The sequence below is a fragment of the Rhizobium sp. L9 genome (assembly GCF_002531885.1).
Taxonomy (GTDB): Bacteria; Pseudomonadota; Alphaproteobacteria; order Rhizobiales; family Rhizobiaceae; genus Rhizobium.
The window spans coordinates 19,994-35,312 of record NZ_NWSZ01000028.1; the positions used below are offsets into that span (position 1 = coordinate 19,994).

The window sequence follows — 15,319 nt, forward strand, 5'->3', positions numbered from 1 at the left end:
TTCTCCTTGATAAAGCCGGTCAGCCTTTGAGACCGGTCATAGTGATGCCCTCGACGAAACGCTTCTGCGCCAGCAGGAAAGCGAGGACGAGGGGAAGGGTAATGATGAGGGTCGCCGCCATCAGCGCGCCGTAATCGTCGCCGGCCTCGGCGGCGCGGAAATACATCAGCCCGAGCGGCGGCGTGGCGTAATCTTGTTTGCTGATGACGATCAGCGGCCAGTAGAGATCGTTCCAATGGGCAACGACCGAGAAGATGGCAAAGGCGGTGACACCAGGCCAGGCATTCGGCACGATGACGCGGGCGATGATGCCGAGCTCCGACATGCCGTCGAGACGCGCGGCATGGATGAGATCATCCGGCATGGCGCGGAAGAACTGCAGGAACATGAAGATCGCGAAGACCGAAATGGTGAAGGGCGCAACGAGGGCGGCGTAGCCGTTGAGCAGCGAGGCGCGGTCGAATGCGACATAGAGCGGCAAGGCAGTCGCATGGATCGGCACCAGCAGACCGAGCATGACCAGCACCATCATGGCCCGGGCGGCGCCGAAGCGCAGCTTCGCCATGGCATAGGCGCAAGGGATCGCCACCAGCACCTGGAAGAAGAAGATCAGCCCGCAGACGACGACGCCGTTCCACAGAAGCCGCGCCATCGGCACGCGGCTCAGGGCCTTGGCGAAGTTCTCCGCATAGGTGAGATGCGCCGGAATCAGCGACAGCGACGAGGTGAAAATATCGCTCTGCGCCTTGCCTGCCGCCGAAATCATGAAGACGTAGGGCGAAAGGAAGATAATTGCGCCCAGGGAAAGCAGCGTCAGGCGAATGATCCGGCCGAGGGAAAAAGCGTTCGTCATGTGTAATGCACCTGCCGATCGAGGACGCGGTACTGCAGGAACATCAGCACCACGAGGATCAGGAGAAAGACGACGGTCATCGCCGAGGCGTAGCCGACGCGCAGGTAGACGAAACCTTCCTGATAGATTGTAAAGAGCAGCACCTCCGACGCCTTGTTCGGGCCGCCTTCCGTCAGCGTCTTGACCGTCTCGAAGACCTTCACAGCGTTGGTGACGCTGATGGTGATTACGAAGAGCGTCGTCGGCCCGAGCATCGGCCAGGTCACCAGCAGGAAGCGATCGAGGGCGGATTTCGCGCCGTCCACCTCGGCTGCCGCGTAAAGCTCGCGCGGGATCGCGGTAAGCCCGGCCAGGAACAGCACCATATTGAAGCCGGCCGACTGCCAGACGCCGATGATCGACAGGCTGTATAGGACCGTGCCGGAGCTGCCGAGCCAGTTCGGGCCGGGCAGCCCTGCAAGAGACAGCAGCGCATTGATCGGGCCGATGGTCGGATGAAACATATATTGCCAGACGGTCGCCATGGCGACGATCAGTGAAGCAACCGGCAGGAAATAGGCGGTGCGGAAGAAGCTGCGCGCCGCCGTCCCGCTCTCGATCAGCATGGCAATGACGAGGCCAAGAAGGATCGAGACGGGCGCGACGATCGCCGTGTAGACCGTCGTATTCCAGAGCGACTTGCGGAACGTGCGGTCGGTGACCAGATGCGCGTAATTCTCGAAGCCGACGAAACGGAACTTGCCGTAGCCGAGTTCAAAATCGGTAAAGCCGAGGAAGATGACAGCCGCGACCGGCAAAAGCACGAAGAGGAACAGCAGGACGATCGCCGGCAGCACCAGCATCCAGGCGATGCGGGCCTCGCTGCGCCGATGCGCAACGGCGGGATTGGCTGGCATAGCCATGGAGACGACGCTAGACATGCGCCCTCTCCTGCGCGATGTCGCCTGTGGCGAGCCCATTGCCGGCCTCGGCGCGAGCAGCCAGCCGTCTACCATCCTCGGCGAAGGCCATGATCCGGCCTGTGTCGAGCCGCAGCCCGACCGGATCACCGGCGGCGAGGCCTGCAGCTTCCGGCGGCTGAACCTTGGCGATTACGGTCTCTCCGATCGCATCGAGGCGGCAATAGAGGATGACCTCCGATCCCAGGAACTCGACGCGCTCGATCCGGGCGGCAAGCCCGTCCTGGCGGTTGTGGTCGAGAGAGACGAACTCGGGGCGAATGGCGAGCGTGACCGGCATCTTGCCGGCAGGCGGGTTTTTCAGCGTCAGCCGCAGGTCGCCAAAGGAAATCACACCGTCTTCGGCTTCCGCCGGCAATTGATTGATGCGCGGCTGGCCGATGAAGCGGGCGACCTCGATATGGGCGGGATCGTCATAGATGACCTCAGGGCTTGCAATCTGCAGCAACCGGCCGCCAATCATCACAGCGACGCGATCCGCCATCGACAGCGCTTCCGCCTGATCATGGGTGACGTAGAGCGTCGGCACACCGGCGCGGCGATGAAGGTCGACGATCTCGCCACGGGCATGAACGCGCAGGTTGGCGTCGAGGTTGGACAGCGGCTCGTCCATCAGGAAGACGCTCGGCCGGCGGACCATGGCGCGAGCGAGCGCCACACGCTGGCGCTGGCCGCCGGACATCTGACCGGGCTTGCGGTCGAGCAAGTGTTCGATCTTGAGTGATGTCGCCATTTCCCCAACGTCGCGGGCGATTGCCGCGCAGGTGGCGCGCTGGCCTGGCATCAACGAGCCTATGAAGGGCAGCCGCTGCGTCGTCGACAGCCGGCGCATCGCCAAGGGCACGGCGATGTTTTCAGAGGCCGTCAGATGCGGATAAAGGGCGTAGGATTGAAAAACCATCGCGATGTTGCGGTCGGCGGCTGCCACGCCGGACATATCTTTCCCGCCGATCAAGATCTCGCCCGGGTCGGCGTGGTCAAGGCCGGCAAGCACGCGCAGGAGCGTGCTCTTGCCGCAGCCGGAGGGCCCCACCAGCGCGATGAATTCGCCGGCGCCGACATCGAGGCTGACGCCATTGAGGATCTGGTTGCCAGCGAAAGACTTAGTGATGCCGCGAAGCGAGAGCGCGCTCATTCCACCGGTTCCCGCTGCTTGACCGCCTGGGGATAGACCTCGTGGACGACGTCGTCGAGCACATGCGCGGTCATGCCGGGCACGGCGACGATCGCGCTTGCGACCGACGTATCGAACTCGTGGACGACGGCGCCGATCAGGCGCTCGCCCGGCATTTGCCGTTCCATCTTGTCGATGATAAAGGCAGCCGAAGGGCCCCAGGTCAGCTGGGTATTGTCGACACGACCCTGCCAGGCCCAGTGAAGGTGGCCGCTGGCAAACAGCGCCACGTCATGGGCCGATATCAGATCATAAAGCCGCCGGCGCCGAGCCGGGCGAACGCTCCAATAGCCGGTATCGCCTTCGTCGGGTGCATCGACGAACAGCGGCTTATGCGCGAACAGCGCCACGCGCCGCCCTGCCCTATCTTCGAGCGCCTTGGCAAGCCACTCGAACTGCGCCTCCTCCTCATCATCTTCATGGCCGAGAAGCAGCGAATTCAATCCGACGAAGCGCCAGCCGGCCGCATCCTCCAGCCAGCGATCGTCACCGGCAAGGCTGCGCCAGCGGGCGAGCCGCTCGGCATTGACGGGCTGGTCCGAACCCTTGAGGTGCCCGACATCATGATTGCCGGGAACGATCAGCATCGGGATCGATACCTGGCGCATGAGATCCATCGAGAAGATGATGTCCTCGTCCTTGTCGGCGCCGTCGACGGTGAGATCACCTGTATGGACGATCAGATCGGCGTCGGTCTCTTCGATCCAGCTCAAGAGCGGTGCCCAGTTGCCGTTGAAATGCGGCTTGCCGGGGCTGAAATGCGTGTCGGTGATCTGAATGATTTTCATGGGGCGCGTCTCCGAGAACCTCGGAAGCGTCTCCTGGACGCTCCCTTCTCGGGGCCTCTCTAGAGGGCTCCCATGTCAATCAGACATCTGCGGTTTTCAGCTGTTTTTCAGTTTTGACATCAATCTGTCACACAGCCGCAGGCCGCCTCCCGAACTGGGAGCCGGCCCATCTGCTGATTGGGTGGGGATCAGTGCCGCGGCGCGTTCGCGGGGATGGACGATACCGTCGCCGAAACGGGGTCGCTTGCGGGGAAGGTGTCTTCGAGACCTTCGTTCAGCTCCTCTTCCAGCGTTTCGCTGTCGTGGGTGGAACGCGCGCTCGGCTGGCCGATGAGACCCTTGCTGCCTTCGTCGAAGTTGCCGTTGCTCAAGGCATCATACCGGTTGATGCTGCCGTCCGGGTTGCGGCCGGGAAAGGCCGTCAGCTGAACCATCATCACCTTGGCGTGGTCGAGCGCCGTCGAACTGTCTAGTTCGCCATGAGAATTGTCGATTTTGACGGCAATCGACTCTCCTCCCTCGCCCAGAAATTCCACCGTGAAGAAGTTGCCGGACTGTGTCACGCGCGTATCGATCAACTGCATGGGAACCTCCTGTGTTCATGCCAAACCAACGGCGATCAGCATCAGGAGTTCCACGACAACGCCACTTCAACGCGATGCGTGGCGCGCCGAGGGTTAGATCCGCTGATAAACTCGGCCGACATTTATGGTTAATTTATTAATAATTCGGCGCTTATCATTGGAACCATGCGGCCTTTCCGAGTGTTGTTGCTGCGCCGTGGAGGAACCTCGATGATACTGAAAATCCTTGCGCCAAAGATCGACTCCGATTGCCATGATACCGGCACCTATCCCGACGGGATCTTCGCCGAAAACCGCATCGACCTTTCGTCGCGCCGCGACGACCGCCGTCGCTCGCCACATGAACGCGATTACGGCGCCGACAGAAAACTGGAAAAATTGCCGCTCGGCTTCGCCTGAGATTACCAGCGGAAGGCCATAACCTCCTCTTGTCGGCCGGATGATCCCGGCCACATTCTCCTTTGACGCCACTCGCGCAGGTCAGGAGAAGCCTTTGCCCTGGATCGCCTACATCGCCCATTTCATTGCCGCGGCCTTTCTGGCCAACGGCATCCCGCATTTCGTCAACGGCGTCAGCGGCCGGCCCTTCCGCACCCCATTCGCCAATCCAAGTTCGCCGACGGTGAATGTCATATGGGGCTGGGCCAACTTCCTCATCGCCTTTCTGCTCTTTGCCAATATCGGGCCGCTCTACATCGGCACTCCGGGCGATACGATTTTTGCCGCGGCCGGCGTGCTCGTCACCGGCATCCTGCTCGCCCGCTTTTTCGAAGGCAGCGCCAGATAGTAGCTTGCATGATGATAGTCACTCCTGTAGTGACATCTGCCATGCAGCGGACAAGTTTCGGCCAATTCAAATGCCCGGCGGCGCGCGCGCTCGACAGCGTCGGCGACTGGTGGAGCATCCTGATTCTGCGCGACGCCTTCCAGGGGCTGTCGCGCTTCGACGAGTTTCAGAAAAGTCTCGGCGTGGCCCCGAACATTCTGACGCGGCGGCTAAAACATCTGACGGACCAGGGCCTGTTCGAACGACGGCTCTACCAGCAGCGCCCTGCCCGCTACGAATATGTGCTGACCGAGAAGGGCCGCGATTTCTTTCCGGTGTTGATGGCGCTGTTTTCCTGGGGGAGCCGGCACATTCCGGAAGAGGATCTCGCCTTTCTGCTCAGCGACGCCGCCTCCGGCAAAGTGCGCGAGACGGTGCTTGTGGACGCACGGACCGGCGAAGAAGTAACGCCCGAAAACACCAGCCTGCTCGCTGGACCAGCCGCCGATGACGAGGTGCGTGCGCGGATCGCCCGCATGCGCGCCTGGTATCTCGGTATCGACGCATAGAGAGGAAAATACCATGGATCGCATCGTTGTCACCGGCATGGGACTTGTCTCGCCACTCGGCACCGGCGTCGAACCTGCCTGGAAACGTCTCGTCGACGGCGCCTCCGGTCTCAGGGTGCTGCCGGACGATGTTGTCGGTGAGCTCTCGGCCAAGGTAGGCGGTGTCGTTCCCGGCATCGCCGAGGACGCGCAGGCCGGCTTCGATCCCGACCGCTCGATCACGCCGAAAGACCAGAAGAAGATGGATCGCTTCATCCAGTTCGCGATGGCGGCGACGGAGGAAGCGGTGAAGCAGGCCGGCTGGATGCCGACCGACGAAGGCAGCCGTGAACGCACCGCAACGATCATCGCTTCGGGCGTCGGCGGCTTTCCTGCAATCGCCGAAGCGGTGCGGATCGGCGAGACGCGGGGCGTTCGGCGGCTATCACCCTTTACCGTGCCCTCCTTCCTCGTCAACCTCGCCGCCGGCCAAGTCAGCATCCGCTATGGTTTCAAGGGGCCGCTCGGCGCGCCGGTGACGGCCTGTGCCGCCAGCGTTCAGGCGATCGGTGATGCGGCGCGGCTGATCCGCTCCGGCGAAGCCGATGTGGCGATCTGCGGCGGTGCCGAGGCCTGCATCGACAAGGTTAGCCTCGGCGGCTTTGCCGCCGCGCGTGCGCTGTCCACCGGCTTCAACGAGACGCCGGAACTGGCTTCGCGGCCCTTCGACACGGCACGCGACGGTTTCGTCATGGGCGAAGGCGCCGGCATCCTGGTCATCGAAACGCTCAACCACGCGCTGGCCCGCGGGGCGACACCACTTGCCGAACTCGTCGGCTACGGCACGGCGGCGGATGCCTACCACATGACCGCAGGTCCCGAAGATGGCGACGGCGCGCGCCGGGCGATGGTGGCGGCACTCAGGCAGGCGAAGATTCCGGCCTCCGAGGTCAGGCACCTCAACGCGCACGCGACGTCGACACCGGTCGGTGACAGAGGCGAGATCGCCGCGATCGGGACGGTCTTCGGCCGCAATGGCGCCATTGCCGTCAGCGCGACGAAGTCGGCGACAGGCCATCTGCTCGGCGCGGCGGGCGGGTTGGAAGCAATCTTCACCATTCTTGCGCTGCGCGACCAGATCGCGCCGCCGACCCGCAACCTCAACGAAACCGATCCGGCCGCCGACGGCATCGACATCGTCGGCAAGACGGCGCGGCCGCTTGCCACGGACTATGCCATCACCAACGGTTTCGGCTTCGGCGGCGTCAATGCCAGCGCCCTCTTCCGCCGCTGGTCGTAAAGTCCGCTTTCCTTGCGCTGAAATTCGCTTACACTTCCGCTCTATCGGAGCTCGCTCCCCGACGGAGCCGGAGATCAAGCCATGCGCGCCTTTCTCGCAGTTCTCATTCTATGTGCCGCGTCCGCCCTCTCTCCTCTCTCGGCCCATGCCGAAGATCCGATCGACACCACGCGAACGATGATCGAGGAACAGATCAAAGCCTTCCTCAAGGACGATGCCGAAACCGCCTATTCCTTCGCCGCCCCCGGCATCAAGGCGATGTACCCCGACAAGAACCTGTTCTTCGCCATGGTGAAGAAGAGCTACGAACCGGTCTATCATCCCGGCAATTACGCCTTCGGCCGCAGCCGCTCGATCGATAACGGCGCGCTGATCTACCACGAAGTTCTGATCTCAGGACGCGATGGCAAGGACTGGACGGCGATCTACCAGGTCACGCGCCAGCCCGACGGCAGCTACCGGATCAACGGCGTTCAGATCATGCCGGATGCGGACAGCAAAGGAATTTGATCAAACTGCGTTCGGCCGATCAAACGGGCTCGAGATCACCCCTCGCCCATTCCTCCATCGTTTCCGCCATGAAATCGGCGAAGCGGCCTTCGGCGATCGCCTTGCGGATGCCCTGCATCAGTTCCTGATAATAAGCGAGATTGTGCCAGGAGAGCAGCATGCCGCCGAGGGCTTCGTTGGCGCGGACGAGATGGTGGAGATAGGCGCGCGAATAATCGCGCGAAGCCGGACAACTGGATTGTTCGTCGAGCGGGCGCATATCCTCGGCATGGCGGGCATTGCGGATATTGACCTTGCCGCGGCGGGTGAAGGCCAGGCCATGGCGTCCGGAGCGGGTCGGCATGACGCAGTCGAACATGTCGATGCCACGGGCGACGGATTTGAGGATATCGTCAGGCGTGCCGACGCCCATCAAGTAACGCGGCTTTTCCACGGGCAGGACCGGAAGCGTCTCTCTCAGCATGTTCAGCATCACGTCCTGCGGCTCGCCGACCGCGAGACCGCCAACGGCGTAGCCCTTGAGGTCGAGCTTGGTGAGTTCCTCGGCCGAACGGATGCGCAGGGCCGGAATATCGCCGCCCTGAACGATGCCGAACATCGCCTTGCCCGGCTGCTCGCCGAAGGCCACCTTGCAGCGCTCGGCCCAGCGCAGCGACATTTCCATGGCGCGCTCGATCTCCTTCGGTTCGGCCGGCAGCGCCACGCATTCGTCGAGCTGCATCTGGATGTCGGAGCCGAGCAGCCCTTGGATCTCGATCGAGCGCTCCGGCGACATATGATGCAGGCTGCCGTCGACATGCGACTTGAACGTGACACCCTGCTCGTCGAGCTTGCGCAGGCCGGAGAGCGACATGACCTGGAAGCCGCCTGAATCCGTCAGGATGGGATGTTCCCAGCGGATCAGCTTGTGCAGGCCGCCGAGGCGGGCGACGCGCTCCGCTGTGGGGCGGAGCATCAAGTGATAGGTATTGCCGAGGATGATGTCCGCGCCGGTCTCCCGCACCTGATCGAGATACATGGCCTTGACGGTGCCGACTGTACCGACCGGCATGAAGGCCGGCGTGCGGATCGCGCCGCGCGGCATGGAAATCTCACCGAGACGGGCACCGGCATCGGTCTTCTCGAGCGTGAATTGGAAGTTCTCTGTCATCTAGTCTTTCCGGAAAAGAAGGCTCGCGTCGCCGTAGGAGTAGAAGCGGTAGCCAGTGGAAATCGCGTGTTCATAGGCGGCATGCATGGTTTCGAAGCCTGCGAAGGCCGAGACCAACATGAACAGCGTTGAGCGCGGCAGGTGGAAATTGGTCATCAGCATGTCGACCGCCTTAAAACGGTAACCGGGGGTGATGAAGATCCCAGTGGCGCCGGCCCAGGGTTTGATCTCTCCGCTTTCCCCGGCGGCGCTCTCGATCAGCCGCAGCGAGGTGGTACCGACGCAGACGATACGCCCGCCTCTTTCCCGCACGGCATTCAAGCGCGCGGCGACATCGGCGCTGACATAGCCGCTTTCGAGATGCATTTTGTGATCGTCGGTATCATCAGCCTTAACAGGCAGGAAAGTGCCGGCGCCGACATGCAGCGTGACGAAATGACGTTCGATGCCGGCCCTGTCGAGCGCTTCGAACAGGCCAGGCGTGAAATGCAGGCCGGCGGTGGGGGCTGCAACGGCGCCTTCCTCGCGGGCATAGATCGTCTGGTAGTCGGCCCGGTCGCGCTCGTCCTCGGGGCGCTTGGCGGCGATATAGGGCGGCAGCGGAATATGGCCGACGGCGGCGATCGCCTCGTCGAGCACCGGACCGGAAAGATCGAAGGCGAGCGTCACTTCGCCCGCTTCGCCTTTTTCCTCCACCGTCGCATCGAGCGAGCCGATCATGCAGCTCTCGCCGCTGTGGCCGAAGGCGATGCGATCGCCTTCCTTGATGCGCTTGCCCGGTTTGGCGAATGCTTTCCAACGGCTGGGACCGACGCGCATGTGCAGCGTGGCCGAGACCTGCTGACCGCCGGCGCCGTCGCGATGGCGGATGCCCTCGAGCTGGGCGGGGATGACCTTCGTGTCGTTGAAGACGAGCGCGTCGCCGGCGCGCAGAAATGACGGCAGATCCGAAACGCGATGGTCCGACAGTGCGATTGCCGCTTTTGCATCCACGACGAGCAGGCGTGCGCTGTCGCGCGGCTCGGCGGGCCGCAGGGCGATGCGCTCCTCGGGCAGATCGAAATCGAAAAGATCAACGCGCATAAGTGTACTTTCAGGCAAAGCGAAACCCGCCCCGCGCTCTCGCGCAAGGGCGGGTTTCAGCAGAAATCACAATCAGACGTCGGCGGCAACCCGCATGGAAACGATCGAGTCCGGATCGGAGACCGGCTCGCCGCGCTTGATCTTGTCGACATTGTCCATGCCTTCGATCACCTGGCCCCAGACGGAATACTGCTTGTTCAACCACGGAGCGTCGGTGAAGCAGATGAAGAACTGCGAATTGGCCGAGTTCGGGTTCTGCGAACGCGCCATCGAGCAGGTGCCGCGCACATGCGGCGTCGCCGAGAACTCCGCCTTCAGGTCCGGCTTGGCGGAGCCGCCCATGCCCGCGCGGCCGGGATTGAAGGTTTCCGAACCCTTCTTGCCATATTCGACATCGCCCGTCTGAGCCATGAAATCCTGGATGACGCGGTGGAAAACGACGCCGTCATAGGCCTTCTCGCGGGCGAGTTCCTTGATGCGGACGACGTGCTCCGGGGCGACCTGCGGCAGCAGCTGAATGACTACTTTGCCCTTGGTGGTTTCCAGGATAACGGTGTTTTCGGGATCCTTGATCTCGGCCATTGTCTTCTCCTCTTTCTTTCTCTCGTAACCTACTTCTTGCCCAGGGTGACCTTGATCATCCGGTCGGGATTGCCGACTTCGCCATTCTGGCCTTCGCCGCGCTTGATTTTGTCTACGTTCTCCATGCCGGACACGACCTTGCCGACAACGGTGTACTGGCCGTTGAGGAAGGAACCGTCGGCAAACATGATGAAGAACTGCGAATTGGCGGAATTCGGATCCTGCGAGCGGGCCATGCCGACGGTGCCGCGCACGAACGGTGTCTTGGAGAACTCAGCCGGGATATCGGGCATGTCGGAGGAGCCGGTGCCGGCGAGGCTGGCATCGAAGCCCTTCTCCATGTTGCCGTATTTGACGTCGCCGGTCTGGGCCATGAAGCCGTCGATGACGCGGTGGAAGGCGACGTTGTCATATTCGCCCTTCTTGGCAAGCGCCTCGATCTGGGCGACATGTTTCGGCGCTACATCCGGCATCAGCTGGATCACCACCGGGCCGTTCTTCAGCTGAATGGTGAGATAATGATCGGCCGACTGGGCCAACGCATCCCCCGCGAAGGAGGCGAGATACAGCACGCCGGCAAATGCGAGATAGAAGAGTTTCATGTGAGCTCCGTTGCGGCGTTATCCGCCTAGGCTTTTGCGCTTGCTAGTTTGGGCGCTTGGATGTGAGGGCTTGCAGGACTGCGGCCGGGACGAAAGCGCTGACATCGCCGCCCATTGCGGCGATCTGGCGGACCAATGTGGCGGTAATGGGCCGCGACGCCGTGCCGGCCGGCAAAAAGATGGTCTGGATATCGGGCGCCATCGTTCGGTTCATGCCGGCCATCTGCATTTCATAATCAAGGTCCGTGCCATCGCGGAGGCCGCGGATCAGAAGCGTGGCGCCATGGGCACGGGCGGCGTCGACGACCAGATTGTCGAAGGCAACGACGGTGATGTTGCCGGTCTTGCCGGGCAAGACTTCGGCCAGCGACAGGCGGATCAGCTCGGCTCTCTCTTCGAACGAAAAGAGCGGCGCCTTGCCGGGATGGATGCCGATCGCGACGATGACTTTTTCGGCGACGTTCAGCGCCTGGACCAGAACATCCACATGTCCGTTGGTGATCGGGTCGAAGGACCCAGGATAAAAAGCTGTCGTCATCTGGCCCGGCCATTCGTTTGACGCCTTTTGTCACGGATGCAGACTTGTCGCAAGTGATTTACCGGGCCGCGCCGCACGGCTGAACAGCGGATGAACATGCCATTCAAGGCCGTTTCAGACGGGATCTGCTTAACTCGGATCATCAATGCAGCCGATGCCATTCCGTCAGCCGGCGCGCCCCGAAAGACCTGGATCCATGCTGATCGTGCTCGTCGCGTTTGCCGTCACTTTCTCCCTCGCCGCCGAGCTGGCCTATGGCTATTTCGCCGATCGCCACGAGGTGAACTGGGTGCGGCCGGAGCTTGCCGAACATGCGGCGATCGTGCGTGCTCAAGGCCGGCTGCGCGGAATGAAGGCCGGCTGCGCCAGGAGAAACGGTCTTCGAATCTGAACGCCAGATGAACGAGACATTCAAGGAGGCTTCAGACCGCCATTGCTAAACACCCCCTCAACATCCGACGGAACCATTCTTAAACGGATGCGTTCACTCAACCGACACAGAAATGCGTCAAAGCGCGGCAGGAAGGACTAATAATGCCCGGCAAGATTACGATGATTAACGTGCTCTGGATGGTTATGGTCACGGGCATGCTCACCGCAACTGTCGCTCTTTATGATCAGAAGGTCGATACCTCCAAGGTTTATGGCCCCTATGCCTCGGCCCGCACGGCCGTATTGGGCCAGTACTGAGGAGCGAGTACGCAACTCCCCAGGAAAGGAATGCCTATGTTCACGATCTTGACAGTGCTAACCGCCCTCATCAGCGTCATGTTCATCGTGTCTGTGGCCTCGACGATATCAGCGCTGCGGCGCGAAGGCGAAGAGGTGAAGGCGCTGAACGAAAAGCATAGCGCGTTCTGACATTCCTCTCTTCCCCTCCCATGAGCGGCACCCTTTCGCCGCCTGGGCTTTTCAAAGCCGGATGCAATCAGCGTCCGGCTTTTTTCTTGGGCAATGAGCCGGCTTGAGCCAACAGAGTGCTTCAGCTTGGAAGCAACGCTCTAACAGAAAAAGGGCGGCTTGAAGCCGCCCAGTTCATTCGATCATTCCTCGGCAGCACCGCCCGGATCGCCATCGGCGACAGGTGTTTCATCGGCGCCAGCGGTACCTTCGGCCGCGTCGACCGCCCCATCCGTCTCATCATCCTCCGGCTCGCTGATGCGCTCGACCGAGACGACCTTCTCGTCCTTGGCCGTCGAGAAGATGGTGACGCCCTTTGTGGCGCGGCTGGCGATGCGGATGCCGCCGACCGGCACTCGGATCAGCTGGCCGCCGTCGGAGACCAGCATGATCTGATCGCCGTCATCAACCGGGAAGGCCGCCACCAGCTCGCCGATCTCGCCTGTCTTCGACGTATCGGTGGCGCGGATGCCCTTGCCGCCGCGGCCGGAGATGCGGAAGTCGTAGGAGGAAGAACGCTTGCCGTAGCCCTTTTCGGAGACGGTGAGCACGAATTGCTCGCGCGCCTTCAGTTCTTCGTAGCGCTCGTCGGAAAGCTGCCCCTCTTCTGTGACTTCTTCGCCAACGAGAGCGATGTCCTCTTCATCAACGCCTATCGCCCGGCGTTCGGCGGCGGAGCGCTTGAGGTAGGCAGCACGTTCCCATGGCTCGGCATCAACATGGCCGACGATCGTCATCGAGATGATGCGGTCGCCGTCGCCGAGATTGATGCCGCGCACCCCGATCGAGTTGCGGCCTGCAAAGACACGAACGTCGTCGACGGAGAAGCGGATGCACTGGCCGAGCGCCGTGGTCAGGAGAACGTCATCCCGATCAGTGCAAGTCTCGACGGAGAGGATTTCGTCGCCCTCTTCCTCGAGCTTCATGGCGATCTTGCCGTTGCGGTTTACCTGGACGAAGTCCGAAAGCTTGTTACGGCGAACCGTACCGCGCGTCGTCGAGAACATGACGTCGAGATTGTCCCAGCTCGCCTCGTCCTCGGGCAAGGGCAGGATGGTGGTGATGCGTTCGCCGGGTTCGAGCGGCAGCATGTTGATCAGCGCCTTGCCGCGCGAGGTCGGCGTGCCGATCGGCAGGCGCCAGACCTTCTCCTTGTATACAATGCCGCGCGACGAGAAGAACAGAACCGGCGTATGGGTATTGACGACGAATAGCCGGCTAACGAAATCCTCGTCGCGGGTGGTCATGCCGGAGCGGCCCTTGCCGCCGCGGCGCTGGGCCCGGTAGGTGGTCAGCGGCACGCGCTTGATGTAGCCGAGATGCGAGACGGTGACGACCATGTCTTCGCGGGCGATCAGATCCTCGTCGTCCATTTCGAGGCCGCCATCGACAATCTCGGTGCGGCGCGGCGTGCCGAACTCGTCGCGGACGGCTGATAGTTCGTCCTTGACGATGGTCTGGATGCGGACACGCGAGGAAAGAATATCGAGATAATCCCGGATCTCCTCACCTATCTTGTTGAGTTCATCACCGATTTCGTCGCGGCCGAGTGCCGTCAGTCGGGCAAGGCGCAGTTCGAGGATAGCGCGCGCCTGCTCTTCGGAGAGGTTGTAGGTCACGTCGTCGTTGATGCGGTGACGCGGGTCGTCGATCAGACGGATCAGACTTTCGACATCTTCGGCCGGCCAGCGGCGCGTCATCAGCTCTTCGCGGGCCGACTGCGGATCAGGCGCCTGGCGGATGACACGGATGACTTCGTCGATATTGGCGACGGCGATCGCGAGACCAACCAAGACGTGGGCGCGCTCGCGCGCCTTGCGCAGCAGGAACTTCGTTCTCCGGCTAACGACTTCTTCGCGGAAGGAGACGAAGGCGCGCAGCATATCGAGCAGCGTCAGCTGCTCCGGCTTGCCGCCGTTCAGCGCCACCATGTTGCAGCCGAAGGAGGTCTGCAAAGGCGTATAGCGGTAGAGCTGGTTGAGAATGACCTCGGCATTGGCGTCGCGTTTCAATTCGATGACCACGCGATAGCCCTGGCGATCGGATTCGTCGCGCAGATCGGAGATGCCCTCGATGCGCTTTTCGCGCACGAGCTCGGCCATCTTCTCGATCATCGTCGCCTTATTCACCTGGTATGGAATTTCGGTGATGATGATCTGCTCGCGGTCGCCGCGCATCGGCTCGATGGTGGCGACGCCGCGCATGATGACGGAACCGCGTCCGGTCTCGTAAGCCGAGCGGATGCCGGCGCGGCCGAGGATCTTGGCGCCCGTCGGGAAGTCGGGGCCGGGAATGATCTGCATCAGTTCCGGCAGCTCGATCGCCGGATCGTTGATCAGCGCAATGCAGCCGTCGATGACTTCGGAGAGGTTGTGCGGCGGAATGTTGGTCGCCATGCCCACCGCGATGCCGCCGGCGCCGTTGACGAGCAGGTTCGGGAACTTGGCGGGAACGACGACCGGCTCGGAGAGCGTGCCGTCATAGTTGTCGCGGAAGTCGACGGTTTCCTTGTCGAGATCGTCGAGCAGCGAATGGGCAGCCTTCTCCAGGCGGCACTCGGTGTATCGTTCGGCCGCCGGCGGATCGCCGTCGACCGAGCCGAAGTTGCCCTGGCCGTCGATCAGTGGCAGGCGCAGCGACCAGGGCTGCGCCATGCGGGCAAGCGCGTCGTAAATAGCGGCGTTGCCGTGCGGATGGTATTTACCCATCACGTCGCCGGTAACGCGGGCGCATTTGACGTACTTCTTGTTCCAGTCGATGCCGAGCTCGGACATGCCGTAGAGGATGCGCCGGTGCACGGGCTTCAGGCCGTCGCGCACGTCGGGCAACGCGCGGCTGACGATGACGCTCATGGCGTAATCGAGATACGACCGCTGCATTTCCTCCATGATGGAGATGGGCTCGATGCCTGGCGGGAGCTTCCCGCCGCCGGGGGGTGTTTGCTCAGTCAAAACAGATCACGATCTCTTCTAGAATCACTTG

The 15,319-nt window shown here is 62.3% G+C and carries 18 protein-coding genes and 1 pseudogene; 8 read left to right on the forward strand and 11 right to left on the reverse strand.

The window, feature by feature from the left end; translation table 11 throughout:
- Positions 1 to 19: 19 nt before the first annotated feature.
- The 5 genes from CO660_RS25515 to CO660_RS25535 form a co-directional block, all read right to left on the reverse strand.
- Positions 20 to 853: a carbohydrate ABC transporter permease gene (locus CO660_RS25515; RefSeq protein ID WP_097601097.1), complete on the reverse strand. Its 834-nt coding sequence runs from the start codon at positions 851 to 853 to the stop codon at positions 20 to 22.
- Positions 850 to 1,773, reverse strand: a complete 924-nt coding sequence (locus CO660_RS25520; RefSeq protein WP_097601098.1) for a sugar ABC transporter permease — start codon at positions 1,771 to 1,773, stop codon at positions 850 to 852. Before CO660_RS25520 ends, CO660_RS25515 begins: the two co-directional genes overlap by 4 nt.
- Positions 1,766 to 2,947: an ABC transporter ATP-binding protein gene (locus CO660_RS25525; RefSeq protein WP_097601099.1), complete on the reverse strand. Its 1,182-nt coding sequence runs from the start codon at positions 2,945 to 2,947 to the stop codon at positions 1,766 to 1,768. The genes CO660_RS25520 and CO660_RS25525 overlap by 8 nt, the downstream gene beginning before the upstream one ends.
- On the reverse strand, positions 2,944 to 3,774 hold the full coding sequence (locus CO660_RS25530; protein ID WP_097601100.1) for a metallophosphoesterase: 831 nt from the start codon (positions 3,772 to 3,774) through the stop codon (positions 2,944 to 2,946). The genes CO660_RS25525 and CO660_RS25530 overlap by 4 nt, the downstream gene beginning before the upstream one ends.
- A 188-nt stretch (positions 3,775 to 3,962) precedes the next feature.
- The gene (locus tag CO660_RS25535; protein ID WP_097601101.1) at positions 3,963 to 4,358 is read right to left on the reverse strand and encodes a hypothetical protein; all 396 of its coding nucleotides are present in this window, start codon (positions 4,356 to 4,358) and stop codon (positions 3,963 to 3,965) included.
- Positions 4,359 to 4,568: 210 nt separating this feature from the next.
- Here CO660_RS25535 and CO660_RS25540 point away from each other — a divergent pair, with 210 nt between their 5' ends.
- The 5 genes from CO660_RS25540 to CO660_RS25560 all read left to right on the forward strand — a co-directional run bounded on the left by CO660_RS25540 (position 4,569) and on the right by CO660_RS25560 (position 7,482).
- Complete coding sequence (locus tag CO660_RS25540) at positions 4,569 to 4,757, forward strand: hypothetical protein (RefSeq protein ID WP_097601102.1); 189 nt, start codon at positions 4,569 to 4,571, stop codon at positions 4,755 to 4,757.
- A gap of 94 nt (positions 4,758 to 4,851) precedes the next feature.
- Positions 4,852 to 5,145 (forward strand): hypothetical protein, encoded by a 294-nt coding sequence (locus CO660_RS25545; RefSeq protein WP_097601103.1) that lies wholly within the window; start codon positions 4,852 to 4,854, stop codon positions 5,143 to 5,145.
- Between the two features lie 41 nt (positions 5,146 to 5,186).
- Complete coding sequence (locus CO660_RS25550; RefSeq protein WP_097601104.1) at positions 5,187 to 5,693, forward strand: helix-turn-helix domain-containing protein; 507 nt, start codon at positions 5,187 to 5,189, stop codon at positions 5,691 to 5,693.
- 13 nt (positions 5,694 to 5,706) lie between these two features.
- Entirely contained in the window at positions 5,707 to 6,972 is a 1,266-nt protein-coding gene (fabF, locus tag CO660_RS25555) for a beta-ketoacyl-ACP synthase II (protein WP_097601105.1), read from the forward strand.
- A gap of 81 nt (positions 6,973 to 7,053) precedes the next feature.
- Complete coding sequence (locus CO660_RS25560; protein ID WP_085778173.1) at positions 7,054 to 7,482, forward strand: DUF4864 domain-containing protein; 429 nt, start codon at positions 7,054 to 7,056, stop codon at positions 7,480 to 7,482.
- Positions 7,483 to 7,501: 19 nt separating this feature from the next.
- Here the strand turns inward: CO660_RS25560 and tgt are convergent, their stop codons facing one another.
- From tgt to coaD, 5 genes are all read right to left on the reverse strand, one after another.
- Positions 7,502 to 8,632 (reverse strand): tRNA guanosine(34) transglycosylase Tgt, encoded by a 1,131-nt coding sequence (gene tgt / locus CO660_RS25565; protein WP_097601106.1) that lies wholly within the window; start codon positions 8,630 to 8,632, stop codon positions 7,502 to 7,504.
- Positions 8,633 to 9,715 (reverse strand): tRNA preQ1(34) S-adenosylmethionine ribosyltransferase-isomerase QueA, encoded by a 1,083-nt coding sequence (gene queA / locus CO660_RS25570; protein WP_097601107.1) that lies wholly within the window; start codon positions 9,713 to 9,715, stop codon positions 8,633 to 8,635.
- 72 nt (positions 9,716 to 9,787) lie between these two features.
- Positions 9,788 to 10,297: a peptidylprolyl isomerase gene (locus CO660_RS25575; protein ID WP_085778170.1), complete on the reverse strand. Its 510-nt coding sequence runs from the start codon at positions 10,295 to 10,297 to the stop codon at positions 9,788 to 9,790.
- A 29-nt stretch (positions 10,298 to 10,326) separates the two neighbouring features.
- Positions 10,327 to 10,899, reverse strand: coding sequence for a peptidylprolyl isomerase (locus CO660_RS25580; protein WP_097601108.1), 573 nt, complete (start codon positions 10,897 to 10,899; stop codon positions 10,327 to 10,329).
- Positions 10,900 to 10,942: 43 nt separating this feature from the next.
- Positions 10,943 to 11,437 (reverse strand): pantetheine-phosphate adenylyltransferase, encoded by a 495-nt coding sequence (gene coaD, locus CO660_RS25585; RefSeq protein WP_097601109.1) that lies wholly within the window; start codon positions 11,435 to 11,437, stop codon positions 10,943 to 10,945.
- Between the two features lie 90 nt (positions 11,438 to 11,527).
- Here coaD and CO660_RS25590 point away from each other — a divergent pair.
- The 3 genes and pseudogenes from CO660_RS25590 (at position 11,528) to CO660_RS34355 (ending at position 12,298) form a co-directional block, all read left to right on the forward strand.
- Positions 11,528 to 11,828 (forward strand): annotated as a pseudogene (locus tag CO660_RS25590) (hypothetical protein).
- A gap of 143 nt (positions 11,829 to 11,971) precedes the next feature.
- Positions 11,972 to 12,127 carry a hypothetical protein gene (locus CO660_RS33420; protein ID WP_003539654.1) on the forward strand — a complete coding sequence of 52 codons (156 nt, stop codon included), beginning with the start codon at positions 11,972 to 11,974 and terminating at the stop codon, positions 12,125 to 12,127.
- 36 nt (positions 12,128 to 12,163) lie between these two features.
- Positions 12,164 to 12,298, forward strand: coding sequence for a hypothetical protein (locus CO660_RS34355; protein WP_010056528.1), 135 nt, complete (start codon positions 12,164 to 12,166; stop codon positions 12,296 to 12,298).
- A 182-nt stretch (positions 12,299 to 12,480) separates the two neighbouring features.
- Here the strand turns inward: CO660_RS34355 and gyrA are convergent, their stop codons facing one another.
- Positions 12,481 to 15,288 (reverse strand): DNA gyrase subunit A, encoded by a 2,808-nt coding sequence (gene gyrA / locus CO660_RS25595; RefSeq protein WP_097601110.1) that lies wholly within the window; start codon positions 15,286 to 15,288, stop codon positions 12,481 to 12,483.
- Between the last annotated feature and the right edge of the window lie 31 nt (positions 15,289 to 15,319).

What these genes read in the sequence shown, in the direction of transcription:
- coaD (WP_097601109.1), bottom strand. Translation starts at nt 11,437, where the DNA reads ATGACGACAGCTTTTTATCCTGGGTCCTTCGACCCGATCACCAACGGA.
- CO660_RS34355 (WP_010056528.1), top strand. Translation starts at nt 12,164, where the DNA reads ATGTTCACGATCTTGACAGTGCTAACCGCCCTCATCAGCGTCATGTTC.
- CO660_RS25535 (WP_097601101.1), bottom strand. Translation starts at nt 4,358, where the DNA reads ATGCAGTTGATCGATACGCGCGTGACACAGTCCGGCAACTTCTTCACG.
- queA (WP_097601107.1), bottom strand. Translation starts at nt 9,715, where the DNA reads ATGCGCGTTGATCTTTTCGATTTCGATCTGCCCGAGGAGCGCATCGCC.
- CO660_RS33420 (WP_003539654.1), top strand. Translation starts at nt 11,972, where the DNA reads ATGCCCGGCAAGATTACGATGATTAACGTGCTCTGGATGGTTATGGTC.
- CO660_RS25525 (WP_097601099.1), bottom strand. Translation starts at nt 2,947, where the DNA reads ATGAGCGCGCTCTCGCTTCGCGGCATCACTAAGTCTTTCGCTGGCAAC.
- CO660_RS25515 (WP_097601097.1), bottom strand. Translation starts at nt 853, where the DNA reads ATGACGAACGCTTTTTCCCTCGGCCGGATCATTCGCCTGACGCTGCTT.
- CO660_RS25530 (WP_097601100.1), bottom strand. Translation starts at nt 3,774, where the DNA reads ATGAAAATCATTCAGATCACCGACACGCATTTCAGCCCCGGCAAGCCG.
- fabF (WP_097601105.1), top strand. Translation starts at nt 5,707, where the DNA reads ATGGATCGCATCGTTGTCACCGGCATGGGACTTGTCTCGCCACTCGGC.
- CO660_RS25575 (WP_085778170.1), bottom strand. Translation starts at nt 10,297, where the DNA reads ATGGCCGAGATCAAGGATCCCGAAAACACCGTTATCCTGGAAACCACC.
- tgt (WP_097601106.1), bottom strand. Translation starts at nt 8,632, where the DNA reads ATGACAGAGAACTTCCAATTCACGCTCGAGAAGACCGATGCCGGTGCC.
- CO660_RS25540 (WP_097601102.1), top strand. Translation starts at nt 4,569, where the DNA reads ATGATACTGAAAATCCTTGCGCCAAAGATCGACTCCGATTGCCATGAT.
- CO660_RS25580 (WP_097601108.1), bottom strand. Translation starts at nt 10,899, where the DNA reads ATGAAACTCTTCTATCTCGCATTTGCCGGCGTGCTGTATCTCGCCTCC.
- CO660_RS25550 (WP_097601104.1), top strand. Translation starts at nt 5,187, where the DNA reads ATGCAGCGGACAAGTTTCGGCCAATTCAAATGCCCGGCGGCGCGCGCG.
- CO660_RS25520 (WP_097601098.1), bottom strand. Translation starts at nt 1,773, where the DNA reads ATGTCTAGCGTCGTCTCCATGGCTATGCCAGCCAATCCCGCCGTTGCG.
- CO660_RS25560 (WP_085778173.1), top strand. Translation starts at nt 7,054, where the DNA reads ATGCGCGCCTTTCTCGCAGTTCTCATTCTATGTGCCGCGTCCGCCCTC.